The following is an 18317-nucleotide window of genomic DNA, read 5'->3' as shown; positions in this document are numbered from 1 at the left end:
ATACGAGGAATGGAACATGACAATCAAACACCCAAAACGCTATGACGACCAACTCAAGCAACAAGCGATTGAAATGGCGCTTGAAGGGTCAAAAACGATTGCGCAAATAGCGCGCGATTTAGACATCAAAGACAACACGCTTTATGGCTGGGTTGACAAATACCGTCGCGCCAATAAAGAAAAAGGCGCAATCCAACCCGCAATGACTAAACCGGTTGATCTAGAAGCAGAGAATCGCCGGCTCAAACGCGAGCATAAGCTGGAAGTCAGTCGCCTGCGCATCATCGAGCGTATGAAAGCGCTAGGGCTAAACGTCGCCACACGCCAGCGTTACCGTAATCGCAATGTAGCCCATATTGACGATGGCCGGATTGGCGCCAATGCACTCAAACGTCAATTTGATGTTAAAGGCCCCAATCAAAAATGGGTTGCGGACATCAGTTACATTCGCACGCTTGAAGGCTGGCAATACTTAGCGGTGTTTATAGACCTCTATTCACGCCGTGTGGTCGGTTGGGCGATGGATAATCGAATGGATGCCCAGCTGGTCAAAAGAGCGTTATTGAGAGCACTGTGGAACCGAAAACCCACACGCGGGCTGATTATCCACACCGACCAAGGCAGCCAGTTTGTGTCGAAAGCTTTTTTGCCAGCCTGAAAAAAGAACGCGTCTATCGCTCAACGTACACCACAGGCAAACAAGCGTTACACGATGTGTCCGATTATATTGGCTGGTACAACCACCAAAGAATGCACAGCACGAATGATCATTACTCGCCCGTAGCGTATGAAAATCAATGGGTCAGGGCTATGCAGGCGTTAGATAGAAAATGGGCGTCTTTGTGTACGAAAAAGGGTTGACAGTCCATTTGTTGAACGTGATATTCCACCGCCTGCGGATAGTTCGGATTCGGCTTCACAGGCATTACGATGGTTATTTCCAAGCGATAACAGCAAAACCGTGAATTTTAGTAAGGACTTGGTATTATCGACGGCATTTGATCAACTGGTATTGGTTCGCTCTAAGATCAATCAAATCCAGCAGGCGATGGGTAGCGCGTCCGTGGCAACCTTTCATAATGGTCGTGTGAGCTGGAAGCAATCTAAATCATCTTTACGCTTGGATACCACCAGCTTAAAAGCGGATCACCCTGAACTGATAGCGCCTTACTTTAAATCCTCAGCCGGTTCAAGGCGGTTTTTAGTGCAAGCGGCTTGAGCTCACTAGGCTCTAGCTTTTTAAATCTCGGTAAAAGTTTCCATGACTTCCGAGTGCTAATAGCCCAAGGATAAGTTGGTTTTCTTCATAGCTATACCCGAGAAGCGTTTCTTGATTTACCATCTTGAACTTATAAACACGTAGATATGCAAGATCACCTTTTTTCTGCTCGCCGCTTAAGGGTTGTTCAACCAGAAAACTGACAGCTTGATCGAGATCCGCTTTTTGATTCTTATGCAACTTCTTAGCGGCTTTTTTGAAGTTTGGTGCCTGTAATACGGTTTCAACCAAACTCATAGGGCTCAAGCTTTCCAGCGTCTTTTTCAGCTTTAGCAATCATCGCTTGTCTTACAAACTCATAGGGCAAATCGGGATTGTCTTCCATGATTTCACCGATTTTAGCCCAGTGCTCAATTTGCTTTGGGATTGAGCGACTAGCCGCTTGCGCCATAATACTGGCTTTCTCAAACAGTGTTTGATCAATTCGGATACTAGCTGTTGCCATATTAACCTCCTGCAATATAGTTTATTTATTGTAGCAATTTACCACAAAACATACCAGCCCGACCTGCTCGGGCTTTTCTATACCCAAAATTTACAAAAGGACGGTGTTCGTCAAGATAGTTGTCGTGTTTTTCATCCCATTTTATCCATTCACCCGTTCAAGATTATCCGGGTTTAACGCCACAGCGCCTATCGGTGTCCAGTCGCGCACCTTAGATCGCCAGCGTGCTGGGTTTTTTGCCTTTGCTTGTTCATAAACCTGCGCTCGCTTGGTAAGTATCTGTTTATCCTCACCCCGATAACGCTGCCCTGGCGTCACAAACTTGAGCCGACTGTGCAGGTGCTGCTCGTTGTACCAGCCCATAAAGCTTTGTACCCAACGACGTGCATGCTCAATATCACTAAACCCCTTTGTAGGCCAATTAGGCACGTATTTGAGTGTTCTAAAGAACGATTCAATATAGGCGTTGTCATTGCTAACCCGAGGACGGCTAAACGATTGTTGAATCCCCAGTGATTCAAGCTTGGCCTTGAGCGTCATGCTTTTCATGATACTGCCATTGTCACTGTGCAATACCGGCTTGGGTGCGTTAACTAATTTCTGTTTTATAACCGCTTGATTCATCAGCTCAGTCGCGTTGTGACCCGTCTCGGCGGCATGCACTTCCCAACTTACACCGTAGCGACTATAGAGGTCACCGGTGTTCGTCAAGATAGTTGTCGTGTTTTTCATCCCATTTTATCCATTCACCCGTTCAAGATTATCCGGGTTTAACGCCACAGCGCCTATCGGTGTCCAGTTTCGCACCTTAGAACGCCAGCGTGCTGGGCTTTTTGCCTTCGCCTGTTCATAAACCTGTGCGCGTTTGGCCAATATTCGCGCATCTTCACCGCGGTAACGCTGCCCTGGCGTCACAAACTTGAGCCGACTGTGCAGGTGCTGCTCGTTGTACCAGCCCATAAAGCTTTGTACCCAACGTCGCGCATGCTCAATATCACTAAACCCCTTTGTAGGCCAATTAGGCACGTATTTGAGTGTTCTAAAGAACGATTCAATATAGGCGTTGTCATTGCTAACCCGAGGGCGGCTAAACGATTGTTGTATCCCCAGTGATTCAAGCTTGGCCTTGAGCGTCATGCTTTTCATGATACTGCCATTGTCACTATGAAGTACCGGCTTGGGTGCACCACATAACTTATGCTTAATAACCGCTTGATTCATCAGCTCAGCCGCGTTGTGACCCGTCTCGGCGGCATGCACTTCCCAACTTACACCGTAGCGACTATAGAGGTCACTCACCATGTACAGATAGAAGTATTGCCCCTTCACTTGACTGGGTAACCAGGTAACATCCCACATCCACACTTGATTGGGTGCAAAGGCGTGATGGGTCACCGGCTGGCGTGGTTTTTTTGCAACTTTAGCACGTCCTCGGTGATGGAGCTGGTCATGAGCTTTGAGAACACGGTAAAAGCTCGATTCACTGGCCAGATATTGCCCCTTATCCGCCAATAGCGGCACGATTTTTGAAGGCGGCAGACTGGCATAGTCAGGCTGGTTCGCTGTTTCAATGATCAATAAACGCTCTTGTTCGCTCAGCGCATGGGATGGACGCAACCGCACAGCAATGGGACGCTGGTCAAACGCTAAGTAGCCTTTACCCTTGGGATACCAGCGCTGTAGGGTGCGCATAGATAGTCCCAGGCATTGACAGGCGGCGCTACGCCGTGCCCCTTCACGAACGGATTGTTCTATCAGGTCAATAATCTCTTGGCGCTGCTGAGGGGTGGTCATAATGCCTCGTCCCCCAACAGCGCGCGGTACTTTTTTTGTAGTACCAACAGTGCGGCCGCTTCAGCCAGCGCTTTTTCTTTGCGACTGAGCTCGTTTTGCAGTTCTTTAATTTTAGCGTGCGCTTGTTTGAGGTCGCTATTGGCTTGTGAGGCTTGGGTAGTGAACTCGTCTTTCCACTGCTTGAGCTGTTCAATAAACAGGCCTTTTTGGCGGCAGTACTCACTGGTTTCAAGCTGGTTCATTGGCGCGGTTTCAATAATGACCGCCAACTTGGCTTCATTAGACCAATGCTGTGCGTTATGCGCTTGACTACCGGGCACGGCTAAACCTTGCTGCTTGGCTTGTTTTAACCAGGAGTAGAGGGTTGATTTACCAATCTGCTCTTGTTGCGCAATAAGCGACACCGATTGGTTGTGCGGTGGCAATAGTTTTTTGAGTATCGCTTCTTTTCTTTGTGTATTTACGTGCGTCATTTTACATCCTAATCCGCCTACCTGTCTCGTTTACTAAAAGCGACAACTATTCTGACACAGGGGGTAAGTCTTAACGACCCGTTATCGTCTGCTGCTTAATCTAAGATTAAGCCCTCTGGTCAACGAGGCTTTTACAAGCCTCGCCTTTCAAGGCGGGGTTGTTGACATTTTCTTTTCCTTTTTTTGTTACAACTTAGTTTTTACAACACTACATTACATAGCAGTTATTTGTGGTATGAACGGGTTTTACTTTTTAAAATGTCTCCTTCTTGCTTAGCTTCTCTGCTTCTTTTCTCGCTTTAATCTCAGAAAGAACTTTTTGATAACTTCCTCCGTGAGCCGCTACCAACTGCTTGGCCTTTTTTTCTAAACTTAAAACTTCCTCATCTGAAAGAGGGTTTTCAGCTCCCTTGTCACCCCCACTGTTTTTTTCAGGTTTTTTTTCAGAAATCACTTTAGCGTTACTTTCAGCAGGCTCGGGCGGACTTCCCTCCTCTGCTTTTTTTAGCTGTTCTAAAATTTTCTTATAATCTCCACCGTGAACTGCTGACAGCTGTTTGGCTTTTTTCTCCAAGGCGCTAAGATCTTCTCTCGGTATCCTGTCTTCTGGTTTATTTACAGTTTTAAGGCCTATCTTTAACGGGCAATTAAATCGAACCTCGTACTCTGAGTTTTCTGGCAAATCACTTGAAATGCTCTCGGGTAGATTTACCGCCAACACTCCGTTAAAAACTTTTGTGCCAATCTCAACCGTCCAGAGTCCGCACTCACTTCTCATCCCATTACCTTCCTCAACCAACCAGCCTAGTTCTTTCAAATGATTAATCAACGCAACGGTTGGTTGACTCATGTTCCCGATCCGTCTAAACCCATCACCAAAAGCAGCCGCCAAATCTTCTGGTAATTGGCTTAAAAAAAGATCTCGAAATCCGGGTTCAAGAAGATAAACGTATCTGTCCTTTTTAAAGCAAATAAATTTCTCTCCTCTTTTTGAGTTAGGCGTTTGAAAGGGTGCCGACTGTATTGCTTTTATGAACGCATCGGTAATAATTTTCGGCGTTGATGTTTTTTCGATCACTTGTTTTTTTTCTTCAGCCGTAATCCTTCTATCAGACTTGTTCACCACGGAAAATATTTCCTCAAGCCGCCTTGACTCTTCCTTAGTGAGTAAAGGTATATCTTTTTCTTTGTGCCCATAACCAATTGCAATTTTTAAAATAGTTTTTTCTTCATCTTGAGACCTTTGCACGAGAAAAGCTTGCCAAACCACTATAAATCTGCAAGTTTTGCGATTAAGAGTTAAAATAACAAACAATTATTACATATAACTGGATTTTATCACATGGCATGGAAAAACCTCTCACAGACCTCACTCGCTGATGCACTTATCTGCCCCCATCCGGCACTCAATGAATTAGATGGAGTTGAAGAGCTAATTGACTGGTCAGCGTGTGAAGCCTTAATGCTCAATATCCATAACAACCCAATGGGTGAGCGTGCCTTCCCACCACTACTCATGTTCAAGATCCTATTATTACAAACCTGGTACAACCTCAGCGATCCAGCCTGTGAAAAACAACTGGCTCGCGATTTATTATTTCGTCGCTTTGTCCAGCTCAGCTTAACCGATAGTGTACCTGATCACTCTACCATCTGGCGTTTTCGCCAACGTCTACAACAAGACAACCTATTGGATGCCCTATTTGAAAACATCAATCATCAGCTGCGCCAACAAGGCCTGATCATGAAAGCCGGTGAAGTCAGTATTATTGATGCCAGTGTTATCCAAGCCAAAAACAACCGCCCCAACAAAAACGCCAAAGGCGAAAACACCCAAGACACCCAGGCCAGCTACAATGTCAAAACCGCCTCCAATGGCAAGAAAACATCGACCTACGGTTTTAAAGCCCACATTAATGTCGATGAAGACGGATTCATTAAAACCAACGACTTCACCACCGGATCAAGCCACGACTCTCAGACCTTCGAGACCCTATTAACGGGCAGCGAAAAGTCGTGTATGCCGATAGTGCCTACAAAAGCCAAGCGCACGACAAACTACTCAAAACCAAGCGGATTAAAAATAACATCCTGCACCGTGCTTATCGCAATACAGCGCTCACCGAACAACAAAAGCAACACAACCGATTAGCCTCAGAAGTACGCTACATCGTGGAGCGCACCTTTGGTGTATTAAAACAGCACTATGGAATGGCACAAGCCCGCTATAACGGCCTAAAGCGCAATGCGGCAAAATTAACACTCATGTGTATTGGATACAACCTAAAACGCGCAATAAACATACAACTGAGCTAAGGCTCAAGGGGTGCGTGTATCCAAAAAACAGGATATGCGCACAAAATAGCAAAAAACCGTCATAAAAGTGACGTAAAACAGCGAAAAAGGACTAAATTGCAAGTTCTATATTCAAAAAAGTCGAATTTTAGAATTTAACTTTAGAAATAGCGGGGTTTTGCAAAGGTCTCATCTTTTAATTGATCGAACGAGTCAAGTGAGGACACAAGAAGCATTCCATAATCGTCATGATAGCCAAGCCTTATCCATTCATCAGTTTCTGGATGTTTTTTATAGGCAACCACCTTTCCAGCATCATGAGCCGCTGCAACAATTGGTATCAGTGGATCGCAATCTTCAGTCCACGAACTTTGTAAAACAGAGAGCGTGTGCTGATACAGGTTAACGCCATGACCTGCACCAACAAATGCCACCTCTCTATTCTTCCAAATGAAAAACAAAATATCTGAAATTAGTTTTTCATGAGCAGAAGTAAACCTTCCGTTATAACCCTTGGCACTCGGATCTTCCCCGCCATTTTTTTCTATGATGAGTGTTTTAATTTTTTGAACCGAATAGTTTTCTAACTCAACCTTCCACTCAGGCATAGGTAGATCACCAATACTAATCCCTATCCCTCGCCATTTAACTTTTCTATCTAGCTTTGCAGAGTGAAGCTTTCTCGGAACCACTGTAAACAAAACAGCGGCTAAAAATCCAAACAACATGGTGGCGACCACAATCCCAAGAACTGGCAGTACCCAATAAAAAAATGAAACTTTAATCGGGTAGATTGCTTCATTGATATCTGGCAGTGTGCGGGTAGAAAAAAGCTGACTAAAAAAATCTTCAACTGTCTGAATGTTTATGTACCAGTAAAAATAAAAAAACACCCACCAAAAAACCACAATAAAAATAAAAGACGACAGTAATTTTTTTCTCATGACGAACCTCAAGAAGCATGATTAACTCCTCTCAAAGGTGAGTGTTCTTTTTAGACTGAAAACTGGGGATTACATGGTTTTTCACCAAGCCAATAAAAATCGGCCAAAAAGGGACACCTAAAAACAGCCACCACCACCCCTAGCCTATGATTATGATTAAAGGTCCGAGACCTCAATCATTAACTATGCTGAAAACATGAAAAAACAACAAAAACCAAGCCCCAAAAACCCCGTAAAATCGTTTCCTAAATCTCAAAACCCATTAAAACCCGTAAAAAAAACATCAACTATTCAGACACCACATACCAACAACCCCTGATTCAAAGGTCCGAGACCCCTTATACTAACTTTTACATCTCTGGCAAAAACATAAGTATATGTACTCATTATGATAAAAATGAGCTAAACCTCAAATTAACCTTTATAATGTGGATACACTTGTTAATTTAGGAGCTAAAAATGGAAACTGAAAGCAAAAAACTACATCACGATGTCGATTTCAAATACGGCGTTTACCACCCCTTTAGTAAATGGCGTTTTGCTATGTTCGTGTTTTTTCTTTTCGCTTTCTTAGGTGGTCTTTACGCATTTTTTAATCTTTTTGTTCAACTTTTGCTCAATAACTAAATCTTATTAGCGCATAATTATTCCAGTTGGGCGTCTTTAATTTACAGCTTACCCCTGTACGCAACTCCACTCCTTTTGCTAAAATTTCCTGAAATAAATTATCTTTTTGATAAAAACCCATCTGTTTTTTATATAAAGCATCTTCTTTAAAATACAAAAGAAGCGCCATTGCTCCATTCGTTTTTGATAGAACAGTTACTACTTCTTTAAGCTCTTTTTGTAATCTAGTTCGTTATAATTTTTCATCCGTTGGTTGAAATCTTGCTCTGTACGCGCTCTCACAACTTTATCCATCCGTATCAAAAAAGATTTCGCTTGGTGATGAAACTGCGCTAGGTGAAAGGCAAAAGCAGGCCTGCTAAATACAAAAGCTGCGCCAGCGCTATGCCTGTTTACTTCACATCTTTTATCGCAACCAACACCTAAATCAATCTTACTAACCTCAATTTTCTTCTATAACCGTTCAGCAGTTTCCCATGTCCGCACTGTCACACCTTTTGCTAGTTTTCCTTGTAAATTCCATCATGCTTTTATTTTTCCTAGCACTCATTAACCTTCCGAATTGCTTGAAAAAATGCAAAAGGAGCGCCAGTGCTATAGCCGTTTCCGAATAGAAATGTCATCGCTACAAAGTCAGCCCTGCATCATATTTCCGATTTAAACGATGTGCGCGCCTGAGAAAAACAAGCATTCCGCACTGTCACACCTTTTGCTAGTTTTCCCCTTAGTGCTAGTTTTAAGAGAACATTTATTCTTCCCTGTTTTGGTTTGTTGCGGTGTTTGATTATGCAAAAGAATCGCCAAGGCTATTTGGGCTTTCAAAGAAAACGGGGGGGCAAGTAGGCGTTGAAAGATACGAATCGGAAAGGTGATTCCATGTGGCGCGTTAATAACTTATCTATCCTCAATCTCGATAAATTTACCCTCCCCACCCTGTCGTAAGATGGGTGTTGCGATCTATCTTTTTTTGAGGCTAATGCAAAAAATGTTGAGGCCTCGAATACCGTTGGTGATTCTGTAGCGCAAAAAAACACCATGGCTGGTTGGTTTTGTGTTTTGCAAAATACCATTCTTTGTTAGGCAAATAGATTGGCGCAAGTATCACAATACGAAAGACGGCTTTGGTTGATAATTGGCTTAGTGTGTATGCGAATACCCATAAGATGGCTTCTACTAATAGAGTTAGTGGGGGAATAAGAAGCCTAAGAGGTATCTTGTTATTGATGTTCTGTTTGTCTATCGCCTTATGCCTACTACCTACTGTTTGTGATTGGCCCTAATCGTATGATTGTGTGCCTTCATGTATATGTCATACCCTACTGAAAACATCAAATTGTTTTACTATCTAAAGAGCAAAATCAGATGATTAATTTCATTTTACTGATAGGTTGCGGTATGTGCGGTTGGGTATTAGATTGATGAAATGTTTGGACTGTATGGTGTGTTACGAGTTATAGGTATTTGAGTAGTTTGTGTTCTCTGAGATGGTTTGTATTCATCTACTTTTGAGTAACGCTCTTTTATGGGCGAATCGCAAGCGACCGGGCTTTCGCGCTACGCGTTGAGCCAACAAGTTGTCTCAACCCTTCGGGCTTCAATCCCTTGCGCAAAAGCAAAAGCGTCCTATCCATGAGGATGTCCTGTGGGTGTGGCATATCAATAATTATTCTGCACATTTGGCAACCCCCCCTGTGTCAGAATAGTTGTCGCTTTTAGTAAACGAGACAGGTAGGCGGATTAGGATGTAAAATGACGCACGTAAATACACAAAGAAAAGAAGCGATACTCAAAAAACTATTGCCACCGCACAACCAATCGGTGTCGCTTATTGCGCAACAAGAGCAGATTGGTAAATCAACCCTCTACTCCTGGTTAAAACAAGCCAAGCAGCAAGGTTTAGCCGTGCCCGGTAGTCAAGCGCATAACGCACAGCATTGGTCTAATGAAGCCAAGTTGGCGGTCATTATTGAAACCGCGCCAATGAACCAGCTTGAAACCAGTGAGTACTGCCGCCAAAAAGGCCTGTTTATTGAACAGCTCAAGCAGTGGAAAGACGAGTTCACTACCCAAGCCTCACAAGCCAATAGCGACCTCAAACAAGCGCACGCTAAAATTAAAGAACTGCAAAACGAGCTCAGTCGCAAAGAAAAAGCGCTGGCTGAAGCGGCCGCACTGTTGGTACTACAAAAAAAGTACCGCGCGCTGTTGGGGGACGAGGCATTATGACCACCCCTCAGCAGCGCCAAGAGATTATTGACCTGATAGAACAATCCGTTCGTGAAGGGGCACGGCGTAGCGCCGCCTGTCAATGCCTGGGACTATCTATGCGCACCCTACAGCGCTGGTATCCCAAGGGTAAAGGCTACTTAGCGTTTGACCAGCGTCCCATTGCTGTGCGGTTGCGTCCATCCCATGCGCTGAGCGAACAAGAGCGTTTATTGATCATTGAAACAGTGAACCAGCCTGACTATGCCAGTCTGCCGCCTTCAAAAATCGTGCCGCTATTGGCGGATAAGGGCAATATCTGGCCAGTGAATCGAGCTTTTACCGTGTTCTCAAAGCTCATGACCAGCTCCATCACCGAGGACGTGCTAAAGTTGCAAAAAAACCACGCCAGCCGGTGACCCATCACGCCTTTGCACCCAATCAAGTGTGGATGTGGGATGTTACCTGGTTACCCAGTCAAGTGAAGGGGCAATACTTCTATCTGTACATGGTGAGTGACCTCTATAGTCGCTACGGTGTAAGTTGGGAAGTGCATGCCGCCGAGACGGGTCACAACGCGGCTGAGCTGATGAATCAAGCGGTTATTAAGCATAAGTTATGTGGTGCACCCAAGCCGGTACTTCATAGTGACAATGGCAGTATCATGAAAAGCATGACGCTGCGGGCCAAGCTTGAATCACTGGGGATTCAACAATCGTTTAGCCGTCCTCGGGTTAGCAATGACAACGCCTATATTGAATCGTTCTTTAGAACACTCAAATACGTGCCTAATTGGCCTACAAAGGGGTTTAGTGACATTGAGCATGCGCGACGTTGGGTACAAAGCTTTATGGGCTGGTACAACGAGCAGCACCTGCACAGTCGGCTCAAGTTTGTGACGCCAGGGCAGCGTTATCGGGGTGAGGATAAACAGATACTTACCAAGCGAGGGCAGGTTTATGAACAAGCAAAGGCAAAAAACCCAGCACGCTGGCGATCTAAGGTGCGCGACTGGACACCGATAGGCGCTGTGGCGTTAAACCCGGATAATCTTGAACGGGTGAATGGATAAAATGGGATGAAAAACACGACAACTATCTTGACGAACACCGAACCAATCTATTTTAGCTGTCGGCTTTTCTCAATCTTAGCCCGTGACTTGACTCATACTACATATTGGGAACCTCGAATAACCCCCACTCAAAACCAGGCCTGGTAAAATAGTGCCATCGTTAAATTTTTGACAGGATTTGTTGTGAAAACCAAACGCACCGCCTTAAAAACTGACTTGTTTGCTCAAGAACATCACCAAGCAAAACTTAACCATCTTGGCGATCCGTTGCAAGTCATTGCCCAGCATATCGATTTCGATGCCTTAGCCCAGTCGATAGCCTCTTATATTGACTATGGCGACCAATCTAAAGGTGGCCGTCCTCCTTATCCACTGGACGTCATGGTGCGCATACTGGTGCTCAAGCACCTCTACAACCATTCCGATGAACAAATGGAATATCAACTGCTTGATCGAATGAGTTACAAGCGGTTTTGTGGGTTAGTGGATGCCCTGACTATCCCGGATCGCACCACTATTTGGACGTTTGAAAACCGTCTTGGTCAGGCCGGTGCTAACCAGCTGTTTCAAGCGCTCGATAGCCAACTCAATCAACAAGGCTATATTGCGCGCGGTGGGCAAATCATTGATGCCAGCTTAATTCCAGCCCCCAAACAAAAACTCACTAAAAAAGAAAAAGCACTCATCAAACAAAACGCCATACCCGCCGACTGGTCGCCAGCTAAACGTCGACAAAAAGACCTCGATGCAACCTGGACCAAAAAGCATGGTCAAAGCACCTTTGGCTACAAGCTCACCGTGAACATCGACAACCAACACAAACTGATTCGAGCAATTCACCCGGATACGGCCGCACCGCATGACACCAACCACTTTGACAAGGTGCTGTGCGCCAATACCAGTCAAGACATCTATGCCGACAGCGGCTACACCGGGCAGCAACGTGAAGCGGAACTCAAACAAAAACAACACCGAGTCCACATGGGCGGTAAATGCATCCGCACCATTGGCCAGGCACGCGCCAACTTCAAAATGGCCATGATGGCGTTATGCCACAATATTAAACGCCTGGCATGGCTAGAAAGCCAGCCGTGCAAGGCCGCCTGACAGGCAAAGTGTCTCTTGATGCCGCTCAAATGGCATTGAGAGACACTAAAACGAACAAAAAAGCGTGAGATTCACGCAAAAAACGTGCTATTAATCGGTTTTTAGGTCAAACAGCGATTTACCCTAAAGTTATTCGAGGTTCCCGTTTATTATCTGAATTCAGGTAGCCATAAAAAAACCCGCGGTTGCGGGCTTTAGAGGTTTGGTGGTGGAACACGGAACCGAACCCGCGTCCGCATCCCGACAAGGATAGCAACGTTTTGGCCTTGAGGGCGTGGTTTCGATGATTTGGCCGAGGGTGACGCGGCTGTCGAACCTGGTCGATGGGCGAATCCCTTACTGCGTGAGTTTCTTCTTGGCGACTGATGTCGCGAAACCGTAGCCCGCAGCCATCTACGCTTGCAATATTCGTTGTTCAGGCGTTGTTCTAAATATGCTTGACTACCCCAACTTGTCCGCATATCATTCCGGAACAACAACTGAACAACGAGGTGAAACATGGAAAAGCGTTTTGTAGCGACCCTGAGTAGGTCGCAAGGTCGGAGTGCATGGGCGGTGATCTTTCGCCATCCGGTTCGGGTTGACCCGAACACCGGTAAGCCTGGGGTGCGTGTCCGCCAGGGGCTTGGAACGCCTGATGAAGCCGAGGCCAACGAGTTGAAGGATCAACTCAACCTGCTGTTGGCGGAAGACGCCTTCTGGAGCCTGTCGGCTAAGGCCGAGGCCGAGAAGCGATTCCATCGCCGGGTCGCGGAGATCTTTTATCACGGCATGGAGCCTGAGGCGAGTGACTTCGGTGCGATCCGCGAATCGATCATCCCGCTGCCAACCGCCAAAGACTCCGACTATCGGCGCGCGCTGCTCCTCGGAACCACGGGTGCAGGCAAGACGACGCTGCTGAGGCAGTTGATCGGCACAGACCCCGAGACCGAGCGCTTCCCGTCAACATCGACGGCGAAGACCACCGTGCATGAAACAGAAGTAGTCCTTGCGTCTGGCCCCTACAAGGCTGTGGTCACATTCTTTCCTATTGACGAGGTTCGGGAGCATCTGAACGAATGCATCTCGGAAGCCGTGCTATCCACCTATCGGGGCGACGGAGAGAGCGATGTGCTGCGCAAATTACTAATGCACGTGAACCAACGGTTCCGCTTCAACTACGTCCTTGGGAACGGGCCTCAGGCACCAGCTTCGGACGACGACGAGGATGATGATGACGACGCGGCCGAACCGATTGACGAGACATCTTCCGACAGCACGATAGATCTCGATGCCACCAATGTTTTGCTGACGAAGACCCTGGCCGCGCTGCGCACCATTGCGGCGCGTCATGGCGACCAACTTAAGGTCGAACTTGGTGCTATTGACGAGAAGGATCAGCGGGTCGTCGACGAGCTGTTCGAGGAAGAGCTTGATCGCCGCCTGCGTGATGACGATGAGTTCCACCGCATAAGCGACGAGCTCATGGACGAGGTCGAGCTTCGCTTTTCGCTGCTCACCGATGGCACGGTGCGCCATAACAAGCAGGGCTGGCCGCAGTCATGGTCTTGGGAGACGGATAACCGAACTGCTTTCATCAAGACAGTTACCAGGTTCTCCAGCAACCACTCCCCTCGCTTCGGGAGACTTTTGACACCCCTGGTGAACGGGGTTAGGGTATCGGGAGCATTCCTGCCAGATTGGAACAACGGACAACAACCAAAGCTGGTGTTGCTCGACGGCGAGGGGTTGGGTCACACCCCAAAATCGGTCGCAGCCATCTCCACATCCCTGACCCGACGAATCGATGCTACAGACGCCATCGTGCTTGTCGACAACTCGGTCCAACCGATGCAGGCAGCTCCGGTTGCAGCTATGAAGGAGATGATCACCTCCGGAAGTGCCAGCAAGTTGCTGCTCGTGTTCACGCGCTTCGACGAGGTCAAGGGCGACAACCTGCCGAACGCCGCAGCCAAGGAGCAGCATGTGCTGGCTTCCGCCGAGAACGTACTGGCTTCGATTGGTGAGGAGTTGGGGCCTTTCGCGGAGCGAGCTCTTCGCTGCCGCCTGAAAGAAGCGTGCTTCTTCGTCGGAGGAATTGACGAGGGCCTGGATGCAACAAAGAAGGCCCACAAGCGAACCATCGGTCAGTTGCAGTCGCTATTGGTCGCCATCGATGCCATCGTGGAGAGGCCCGTGCCTGTCCTCGCGAAACCGGTTTACGACCGCATGAATCTAGTGCTCGTCGTGAAAAACGCGGCCGAGAGCTTTCACGATGCGTGGTGGCCACGCCTGGGCCTTGACTACAAGCCCGGGGTGGGCAAGGAGCACTGGAAGCGGATCTGGGCATTGAGCAGACGCCTCAGCACCCCGGGACTCAGCGACGAGTACGACAACCTCAAGCCTGTCGCTGATCTCCGAAAACAGCTTCAGGACCGGCTGTACGTCCTCCTGCAGAACCCTCTCCGGTGGGACCCAGTTGAACCGACAGACGACGCACACAAGCAGCAGGTCTTCGATGGGCTGGCAAACGCGCTGTCCACCAAGACGCTAGACCTCGCAACCCGCCGCGTTCGCGCTGAGCGTATGCCGGAATGGCAGTCGGCATTCAACCAGTCGGGACGAGGGTCAAGCTATGCGCGCGCAGCGATCATCGGTGAACGCATCTACGAACGCGCAGCACCGATTCCTGACGAAACCCCCTCGCCGGACCGGAACTCCTTCCTGCACGAAGTGGCGGCGGTGGTGGAAAGTGTCTGCGAGGAGGTCGGTGCCAAACTCGCCTGATCGGAGACCTATAGCTTTCGAGGAAGGACTCAACCTGGAACGGGACTACGCCTGCGCGAGCCTGGCGTAGTGCTCCGGGGCCATTTGAACAATCAGCGTGCGAAGCTTGATCACTGCGTCCGATGCGACATGCGGGAGGGTCGTGAAGATGACCTTGCGACCGCCGTGTAAGCTCCACGGGCTGAACTGCTCGGCCTGTGGGACGGATGGTCGCGACGGGTCTTGCGGGTATGCCAACACGCCCCAAGTGGCTCGGCCATCGGGCGGAACGAACCGTCCAAGGTACGCCGCCATCTGATAGAGGTCTTCGCGCTGTGGGCCGTTCGGCGCGTTCGCAGACGGATGGAGGGATTTGTACTTGGCATCAGCCACGCCCTGGACATCGTTGCGTGCGGAGAGAATCGCATCAGGGATCAGCGTGCCGAGCCCCTGACCGTTGACGTCACTCCAGAGGAGTTTCTTGGACGCATCCCTCTCCCGCGTTCCGTGCTTCACTGACAACGGAGTCGCCGCTTTCCGGAGAACGCTTAGAACATACATCTCCCACAGCTCGGCCACATCAAGGAGAACGCCTTTGGTTTCTCCGCTGACATCCACATCGGCAGCCAGCCCCCGGCGATTCGCAATCTGGTACGACAACTCCGCAATCGGCGCGAATCCCGCTGTGATCGGCGTGTAGCGTATCCGGTCAAGTTCGGCTTTCGTTGGCACGCGTGGGCGGGGGCCAGTCACAGCTATGAGATGAGGGATGAGTTCCTTTGCGCGGGCGGGCATCCACTGCTCGTCAGGAACGCCGAGCCACCGTCGCAGAACGCCATAGGCTGCAACGATGGCATCTGATGCCGCGTGATCCAACGACCGCTCTGATCGGACGGAGACAACCTCCCGGCCAGCAGATGCGATCAATCGAATCGAGGCAGCGACATCAAGTCGCCCACGAATCGTCGGGCCCTTAGTCGCCACATCCCGACGAAGAGCAGGCAGTCCGTGCCGCGCGGCCTCGACAAACCCGTGCGCCCAGACTGATGCCAACAACTGCGCGATGAAGGACTCGTCTTGGCGCAATCGCCCCGGCGACTCGGTCAGTACAACCGACGTTGCTTCGAACAACCAGTTCCTCAAAGTAGCAAGCCCGAAGCGGGGCTCAATAACCAAACTGCGACCTTCGAACGACAGGGAGCCAACATACCGGCCTGCCCACCACGTACCATCCCACGAGCAGTACACAATTGGCTCGTCATCATCGCGGTCGCCTGAGATCGGGACGACGAAATCACCGGCCCGAACGCTCGCTGCCACCCTGCGCAGCCAATCAGCTTCTGCCGCCGTTGGTTGCGGGGTTAGCGGCGAGCAATCCTTGGCGATCAGTTTCACTCAACCACCGTAGGCTTGAGAAGCACCTTGGCCAGCCTTTCCAGTTCAGCGTTGCGCGAGTTGGCATCGAGTCCGGCCAGGTACTGCTCCAAGAGCGGACGCAGGGACAGATTCCAGACCTGTGTGACCGGATCAAGCGCATCGCCTTTCTTGTTCCACAGGTAGTTCTGCTTGCGTGTCGGACGCGGGCCAAGGAAGTTCCGGAGGAACACGACCACATCGAGTAGGTAAGTGTGTCCGATTTCATACTGCGAACCCAACAGGGGACTGTCGTGGATCTCGCGATTCAAGGCTGTAGCAGCTCCTGCCAGACGCCGAAAATCAGCCTCAACTCGATCCCAAGCAAGGCCGCATTTGAGGTCATTCCACTTTGCTTCGGCCGCACCCAGTAGCGCATCGACATCAAAAGGACACAACAGCCACAGGAAACGGCGACGCAGCGCAAAGTCGATCTGTTCAATGGACTGGTCGATCAGATTCATCGTTCCAATCACAAATAGATCATCTGGAATCCGCAACTTGAGGGTTTCCCCGTTCCCGTTGCGCGCTGGCAATTCGATAGTCTGGTTTCGATCCTCCAACAACGAGAAGCACTCGCCCAGCATCCGGCTCAAGTCGGTACGGTTCATCTCGTCAAGGATCAGTACGTGCGGCAAGCGATCTTCTCTGGGCTGCCTCTCGATGTCCTCGATCAACCGGGGCAGGTAACCAGCACGGTATTCTGTTGCGCCGGTGTCCGAGATGTGCAGGCCGCGCACGAAGTCCTCGTAGCTGTAGGAGGGGTGAAGCTGCAAACGGTGTACGTTGTTCTTGATGGCCGCCTCGATGTCTGTCTGCGACTGAAAGTATCGCGCAGGCCCCATTTTTGATAGCGCCGCTGAACGGATGACCCTTTCAGCCAGCCGCTTGGCGCGAAACGTCTTTCCTGTTCCCGGTGGCCCAAACAGCACGATTTGCTTCTTGTGCTGAATGACCTCGAGCGGCGCACCCTCCGCTGGGCCACCCTCGCTGTTGTCGTACCACGCTGCTTCCAGCGGTGCCCCATAAAAGTCCAGATCGCGATTCGGTAGCAAAGCCTCGAGGGCGCGCCGGATTGCCAAGAGGTTCTGGTCTTCATTGTCCGACTCATCTGTGATCAGGCCGGAGAACGCCGCGATGACTCTGCGCTTATGGTTTCCACTCGCGATGCGCTCGAAGGAGTCAGGGAACAGCAGGTGGAGCAACATGTGCCGGAGTTGCTTTGACTCTGCATCATCGATGCCTTCGACAAGCGCTTGGAAGCGCCACGGATCAGCCGCTATTTCTTGCTGCTCGGCGGGGGTGAGCTTCTTCCAGGCAATTGCGAACTCGATAAGGAACGCTATTTCGAATGGGCGACGGGTGTTGTAGCCCTGACCGCCACTGCCGATGCCGCGCTCAAATGCCTTGGACACAAGGCTGGTGTCGGGGAGACTGTCCACGACCCATCCGAACACTTCATTGACAACTTGCCGCTTTCGGACCCCCCCCCTACGCTCGACGGGAACAAGAAGTACACGCAGAGAAGTTCGCCAGCAAGGCGAACTACGTCCTGCCCAGCTGGTTTGACCTGATCCCTGAACTTGTCGATAAAGGATCGATCACCCTCGTCGGGCGTAGCCACAAACGCCTTGTGGATGCGCTCCAGCAGATCGGTTTGCCAAAGTGCAGCGCCGTCAAAAACCAGCGAGCCGTCGCGGAGCAGGCAGTTGTCGCGGAAGGTCTGCGCTGCTTCGTAGATCTTGCTGGTGTCGTGTTCTGAGTAGCGCGCCATAGTCCCCTCAATTTCAGGGGCGCGCGTAGGCATGGTCAGCGTGTCCCTCAGATGTTCGTGATGTATTGATGCCGTCGATTGTGCGGGCTGGCATCCTTTAGTCTTGGCTTTTCGCCCGCTATGATGTAATGTTACATCCATCAC

Annotated in this window: 14 protein-coding genes and 3 pseudogenes; 9 read left to right on the top strand and 8 right to left on the bottom strand. The window is 49.3% G+C overall.

Translation table 11 applies throughout. From position 1 onward, the window contains the following. Positions 1-16 precede the first annotated feature (16 nt). The 4 genes and pseudogenes from P8S55_RS11215 to P8S55_RS08135 form a co-directional block, all read left to right on the top strand. Positions 17-241, top strand: a pseudogene (locus tag P8S55_RS11215) (transposase); the annotation flags it as partial. Between the two features lie 18 nt (positions 242-259). Further along, a complete protein-coding gene (locus tag P8S55_RS11210; protein ID WP_503010461.1) occupies positions 260-658 on the top strand; it encodes a DDE-type integrase/transposase/recombinase in 399 nt (132 codons plus the stop codon). Continuing rightward, entirely contained in the window at positions 574-861 is a 288-nt protein-coding gene (locus P8S55_RS11170) for an IS3 family transposase (RefSeq protein WP_353957007.1), read from the top strand. Before P8S55_RS11210 ends, P8S55_RS11170 begins: the two co-directional genes overlap by 85 nt. A gap of 100 nt (positions 862-961) precedes the next feature. Next, the gene (locus P8S55_RS08135) at positions 962-1219 is read left to right on the top strand and encodes a hypothetical protein (protein ID WP_289223722.1); all 258 of its coding nucleotides are present in this window, start codon (positions 962-964) and stop codon (positions 1217-1219) included. A 12-nt stretch (positions 1220-1231) separates the two neighbouring features. Here P8S55_RS08135 and P8S55_RS08130 read toward each other — a convergent pair whose 3' ends face one another. The 5 genes from P8S55_RS08130 to P8S55_RS08110 all read right to left on the bottom strand — a co-directional run bounded on the left by P8S55_RS08130 (position 1232) and on the right by P8S55_RS08110 (position 5261). Then, the gene (locus P8S55_RS08130) at positions 1232-1516 is read right to left on the bottom strand and encodes a type II toxin-antitoxin system RelE/ParE family toxin (protein WP_289223721.1); all 285 of its coding nucleotides are present in this window, start codon (positions 1514-1516) and stop codon (positions 1232-1234) included. Continuing rightward, complete coding sequence (locus tag P8S55_RS08125) at positions 1503-1724, bottom strand: TA system antitoxin ParD family protein (protein ID WP_289223720.1); 222 nt, start codon at positions 1722-1724, stop codon at positions 1503-1505. Before P8S55_RS08125 ends, P8S55_RS08130 begins: the two co-directional genes overlap by 14 nt. A 141-nt stretch (positions 1725-1865) precedes the next feature. Continuing rightward, a complete protein-coding gene (locus tag P8S55_RS08120) occupies positions 1866-2456 on the bottom strand; it encodes an integrase core domain-containing protein (protein ID WP_289223719.1) in 591 nt (196 codons plus the stop codon). A 6-nt stretch (positions 2457-2462) separates the two neighbouring features. Continuing rightward, positions 2463-3991, bottom strand: a protein-coding gene (locus P8S55_RS08115) for an IS3 family transposase (protein ID WP_503010292.1) whose coding sequence is annotated in 2 segments (ribosomal slippage) — positions 2463-3556 and positions 3556-3991 — 1530 coding nt in all. Because the reading frame shifts where the segments join, the coding sequence is not laid out codon by codon here. A 253-nt stretch (positions 3992-4244) separates the two neighbouring features. Then, on the bottom strand, positions 4245-5261 hold the full coding sequence (locus P8S55_RS08110) for a hypothetical protein (protein WP_289223718.1): 1017 nt from the start codon (positions 5259-5261) through the stop codon (positions 4245-4247). 72 nt (positions 5262-5333) lie between these two features. Between P8S55_RS08110 and P8S55_RS08105 the strand changes: the two are divergent. Then, positions 5334-6307, top strand: a pseudogene (locus P8S55_RS08105) (IS5 family transposase). A 140-nt stretch (positions 6308-6447) separates the two neighbouring features. Here the strand turns inward: P8S55_RS08105 and P8S55_RS08100 are convergent. Further along, positions 6448-7230, bottom strand: coding sequence for a hypothetical protein (locus P8S55_RS08100; RefSeq protein WP_289223717.1), 783 nt, complete (start codon positions 7228-7230; stop codon positions 6448-6450). A 459-nt stretch (positions 7231-7689) separates the two neighbouring features. On the opposite strand from P8S55_RS08100, the gene P8S55_RS08095 reads away from it, so the two are divergent. The 4 genes and pseudogenes from P8S55_RS08095 to P8S55_RS08080 all read left to right on the top strand — a co-directional run bounded on the left by P8S55_RS08095 (position 7690) and on the right by P8S55_RS08080 (position 15007). Continuing rightward, entirely contained in the window at positions 7690-7857 is a 168-nt protein-coding gene (locus tag P8S55_RS08095) for a hypothetical protein (RefSeq protein WP_289223716.1), read from the top strand. A gap of 1749 nt (positions 7858-9606) precedes the next feature. Beyond that, positions 9607-11134 (top strand): annotated as a pseudogene (locus P8S55_RS08090) (IS3 family transposase). A gap of 183 nt (positions 11135-11317) precedes the next feature. After that, complete coding sequence (locus P8S55_RS08085; protein WP_289223715.1) at positions 11318-12241, top strand: IS5 family transposase; 924 nt, start codon at positions 11318-11320, stop codon at positions 12239-12241. A gap of 498 nt (positions 12242-12739) precedes the next feature. Beyond that, positions 12740-15007 (top strand): Rab family GTPase, encoded by a 2268-nt coding sequence (locus P8S55_RS08080; RefSeq protein WP_289223714.1) that lies wholly within the window; start codon positions 12740-12742, stop codon positions 15005-15007. Positions 15008-15052: 45 nt separating this feature from the next. Here the strand turns inward: P8S55_RS08080 and P8S55_RS08075 are convergent, their stop codons facing one another. Together P8S55_RS08075 and P8S55_RS08070 are read right to left on the bottom strand one after the other, a co-directional pair. Continuing rightward, positions 15053-16381, bottom strand: a complete 1329-nt coding sequence (locus P8S55_RS08075; RefSeq protein WP_289223713.1) for a 5-methylcytosine restriction system specificity protein McrC — start codon at positions 16379-16381, stop codon at positions 15053-15055. Continuing rightward, complete coding sequence (locus tag P8S55_RS08070) at positions 16378-17841, bottom strand: AAA family ATPase (RefSeq protein ID WP_289223712.1); 1464 nt, start codon at positions 17839-17841, stop codon at positions 16378-16380. Before P8S55_RS08070 ends, P8S55_RS08075 begins: the two co-directional genes overlap by 4 nt. Between the last annotated feature and the right edge of the window lie 476 nt (positions 17842-18317).

This window comes from Thiomicrospira sp. R3, from assembly GCF_029581415.1.
GTDB lineage: Bacteria > Pseudomonadota > Gammaproteobacteria > Thiomicrospirales > Thiomicrospiraceae > Thiomicrospira.
The sequence above is the reverse complement of the archived record's forward strand: the minus strand, read 5'-3'. Positions and strand labels throughout refer to the sequence as shown.

Bases quoted from the DNA above. Each gene is read 5' to 3' on its own strand.
- P8S55_RS08120 (WP_289223719.1), bottom strand. From the start codon at position 2,456: ATGAAAAACACGACAACTATCTTGACGAACACCGGTGACCTCTATAGT.
- P8S55_RS08125 (WP_289223720.1), bottom strand. From the start codon at position 1,724: ATGGCAACAGCTAGTATCCGAATTGATCAAACACTGTTTGAGAAAGCC.
- P8S55_RS08130 (WP_289223721.1), bottom strand. From the start codon at position 1,516: ATGAGTTTGGTTGAAACCGTATTACAGGCACCAAACTTCAAAAAAGCC.
- P8S55_RS08080 (WP_289223714.1), top strand. From the start codon at position 12,740: ATGGAAAAGCGTTTTGTAGCGACCCTGAGTAGGTCGCAAGGTCGGAGT.
- P8S55_RS08100 (WP_289223717.1), bottom strand. From the start codon at position 7,230: ATGAGAAAAAAATTACTGTCGTCTTTTATTTTTATTGTGGTTTTTTGG.
- P8S55_RS08095 (WP_289223716.1), top strand. From the start codon at position 7,690: ATGGAAACTGAAAGCAAAAAACTACATCACGATGTCGATTTCAAATAC.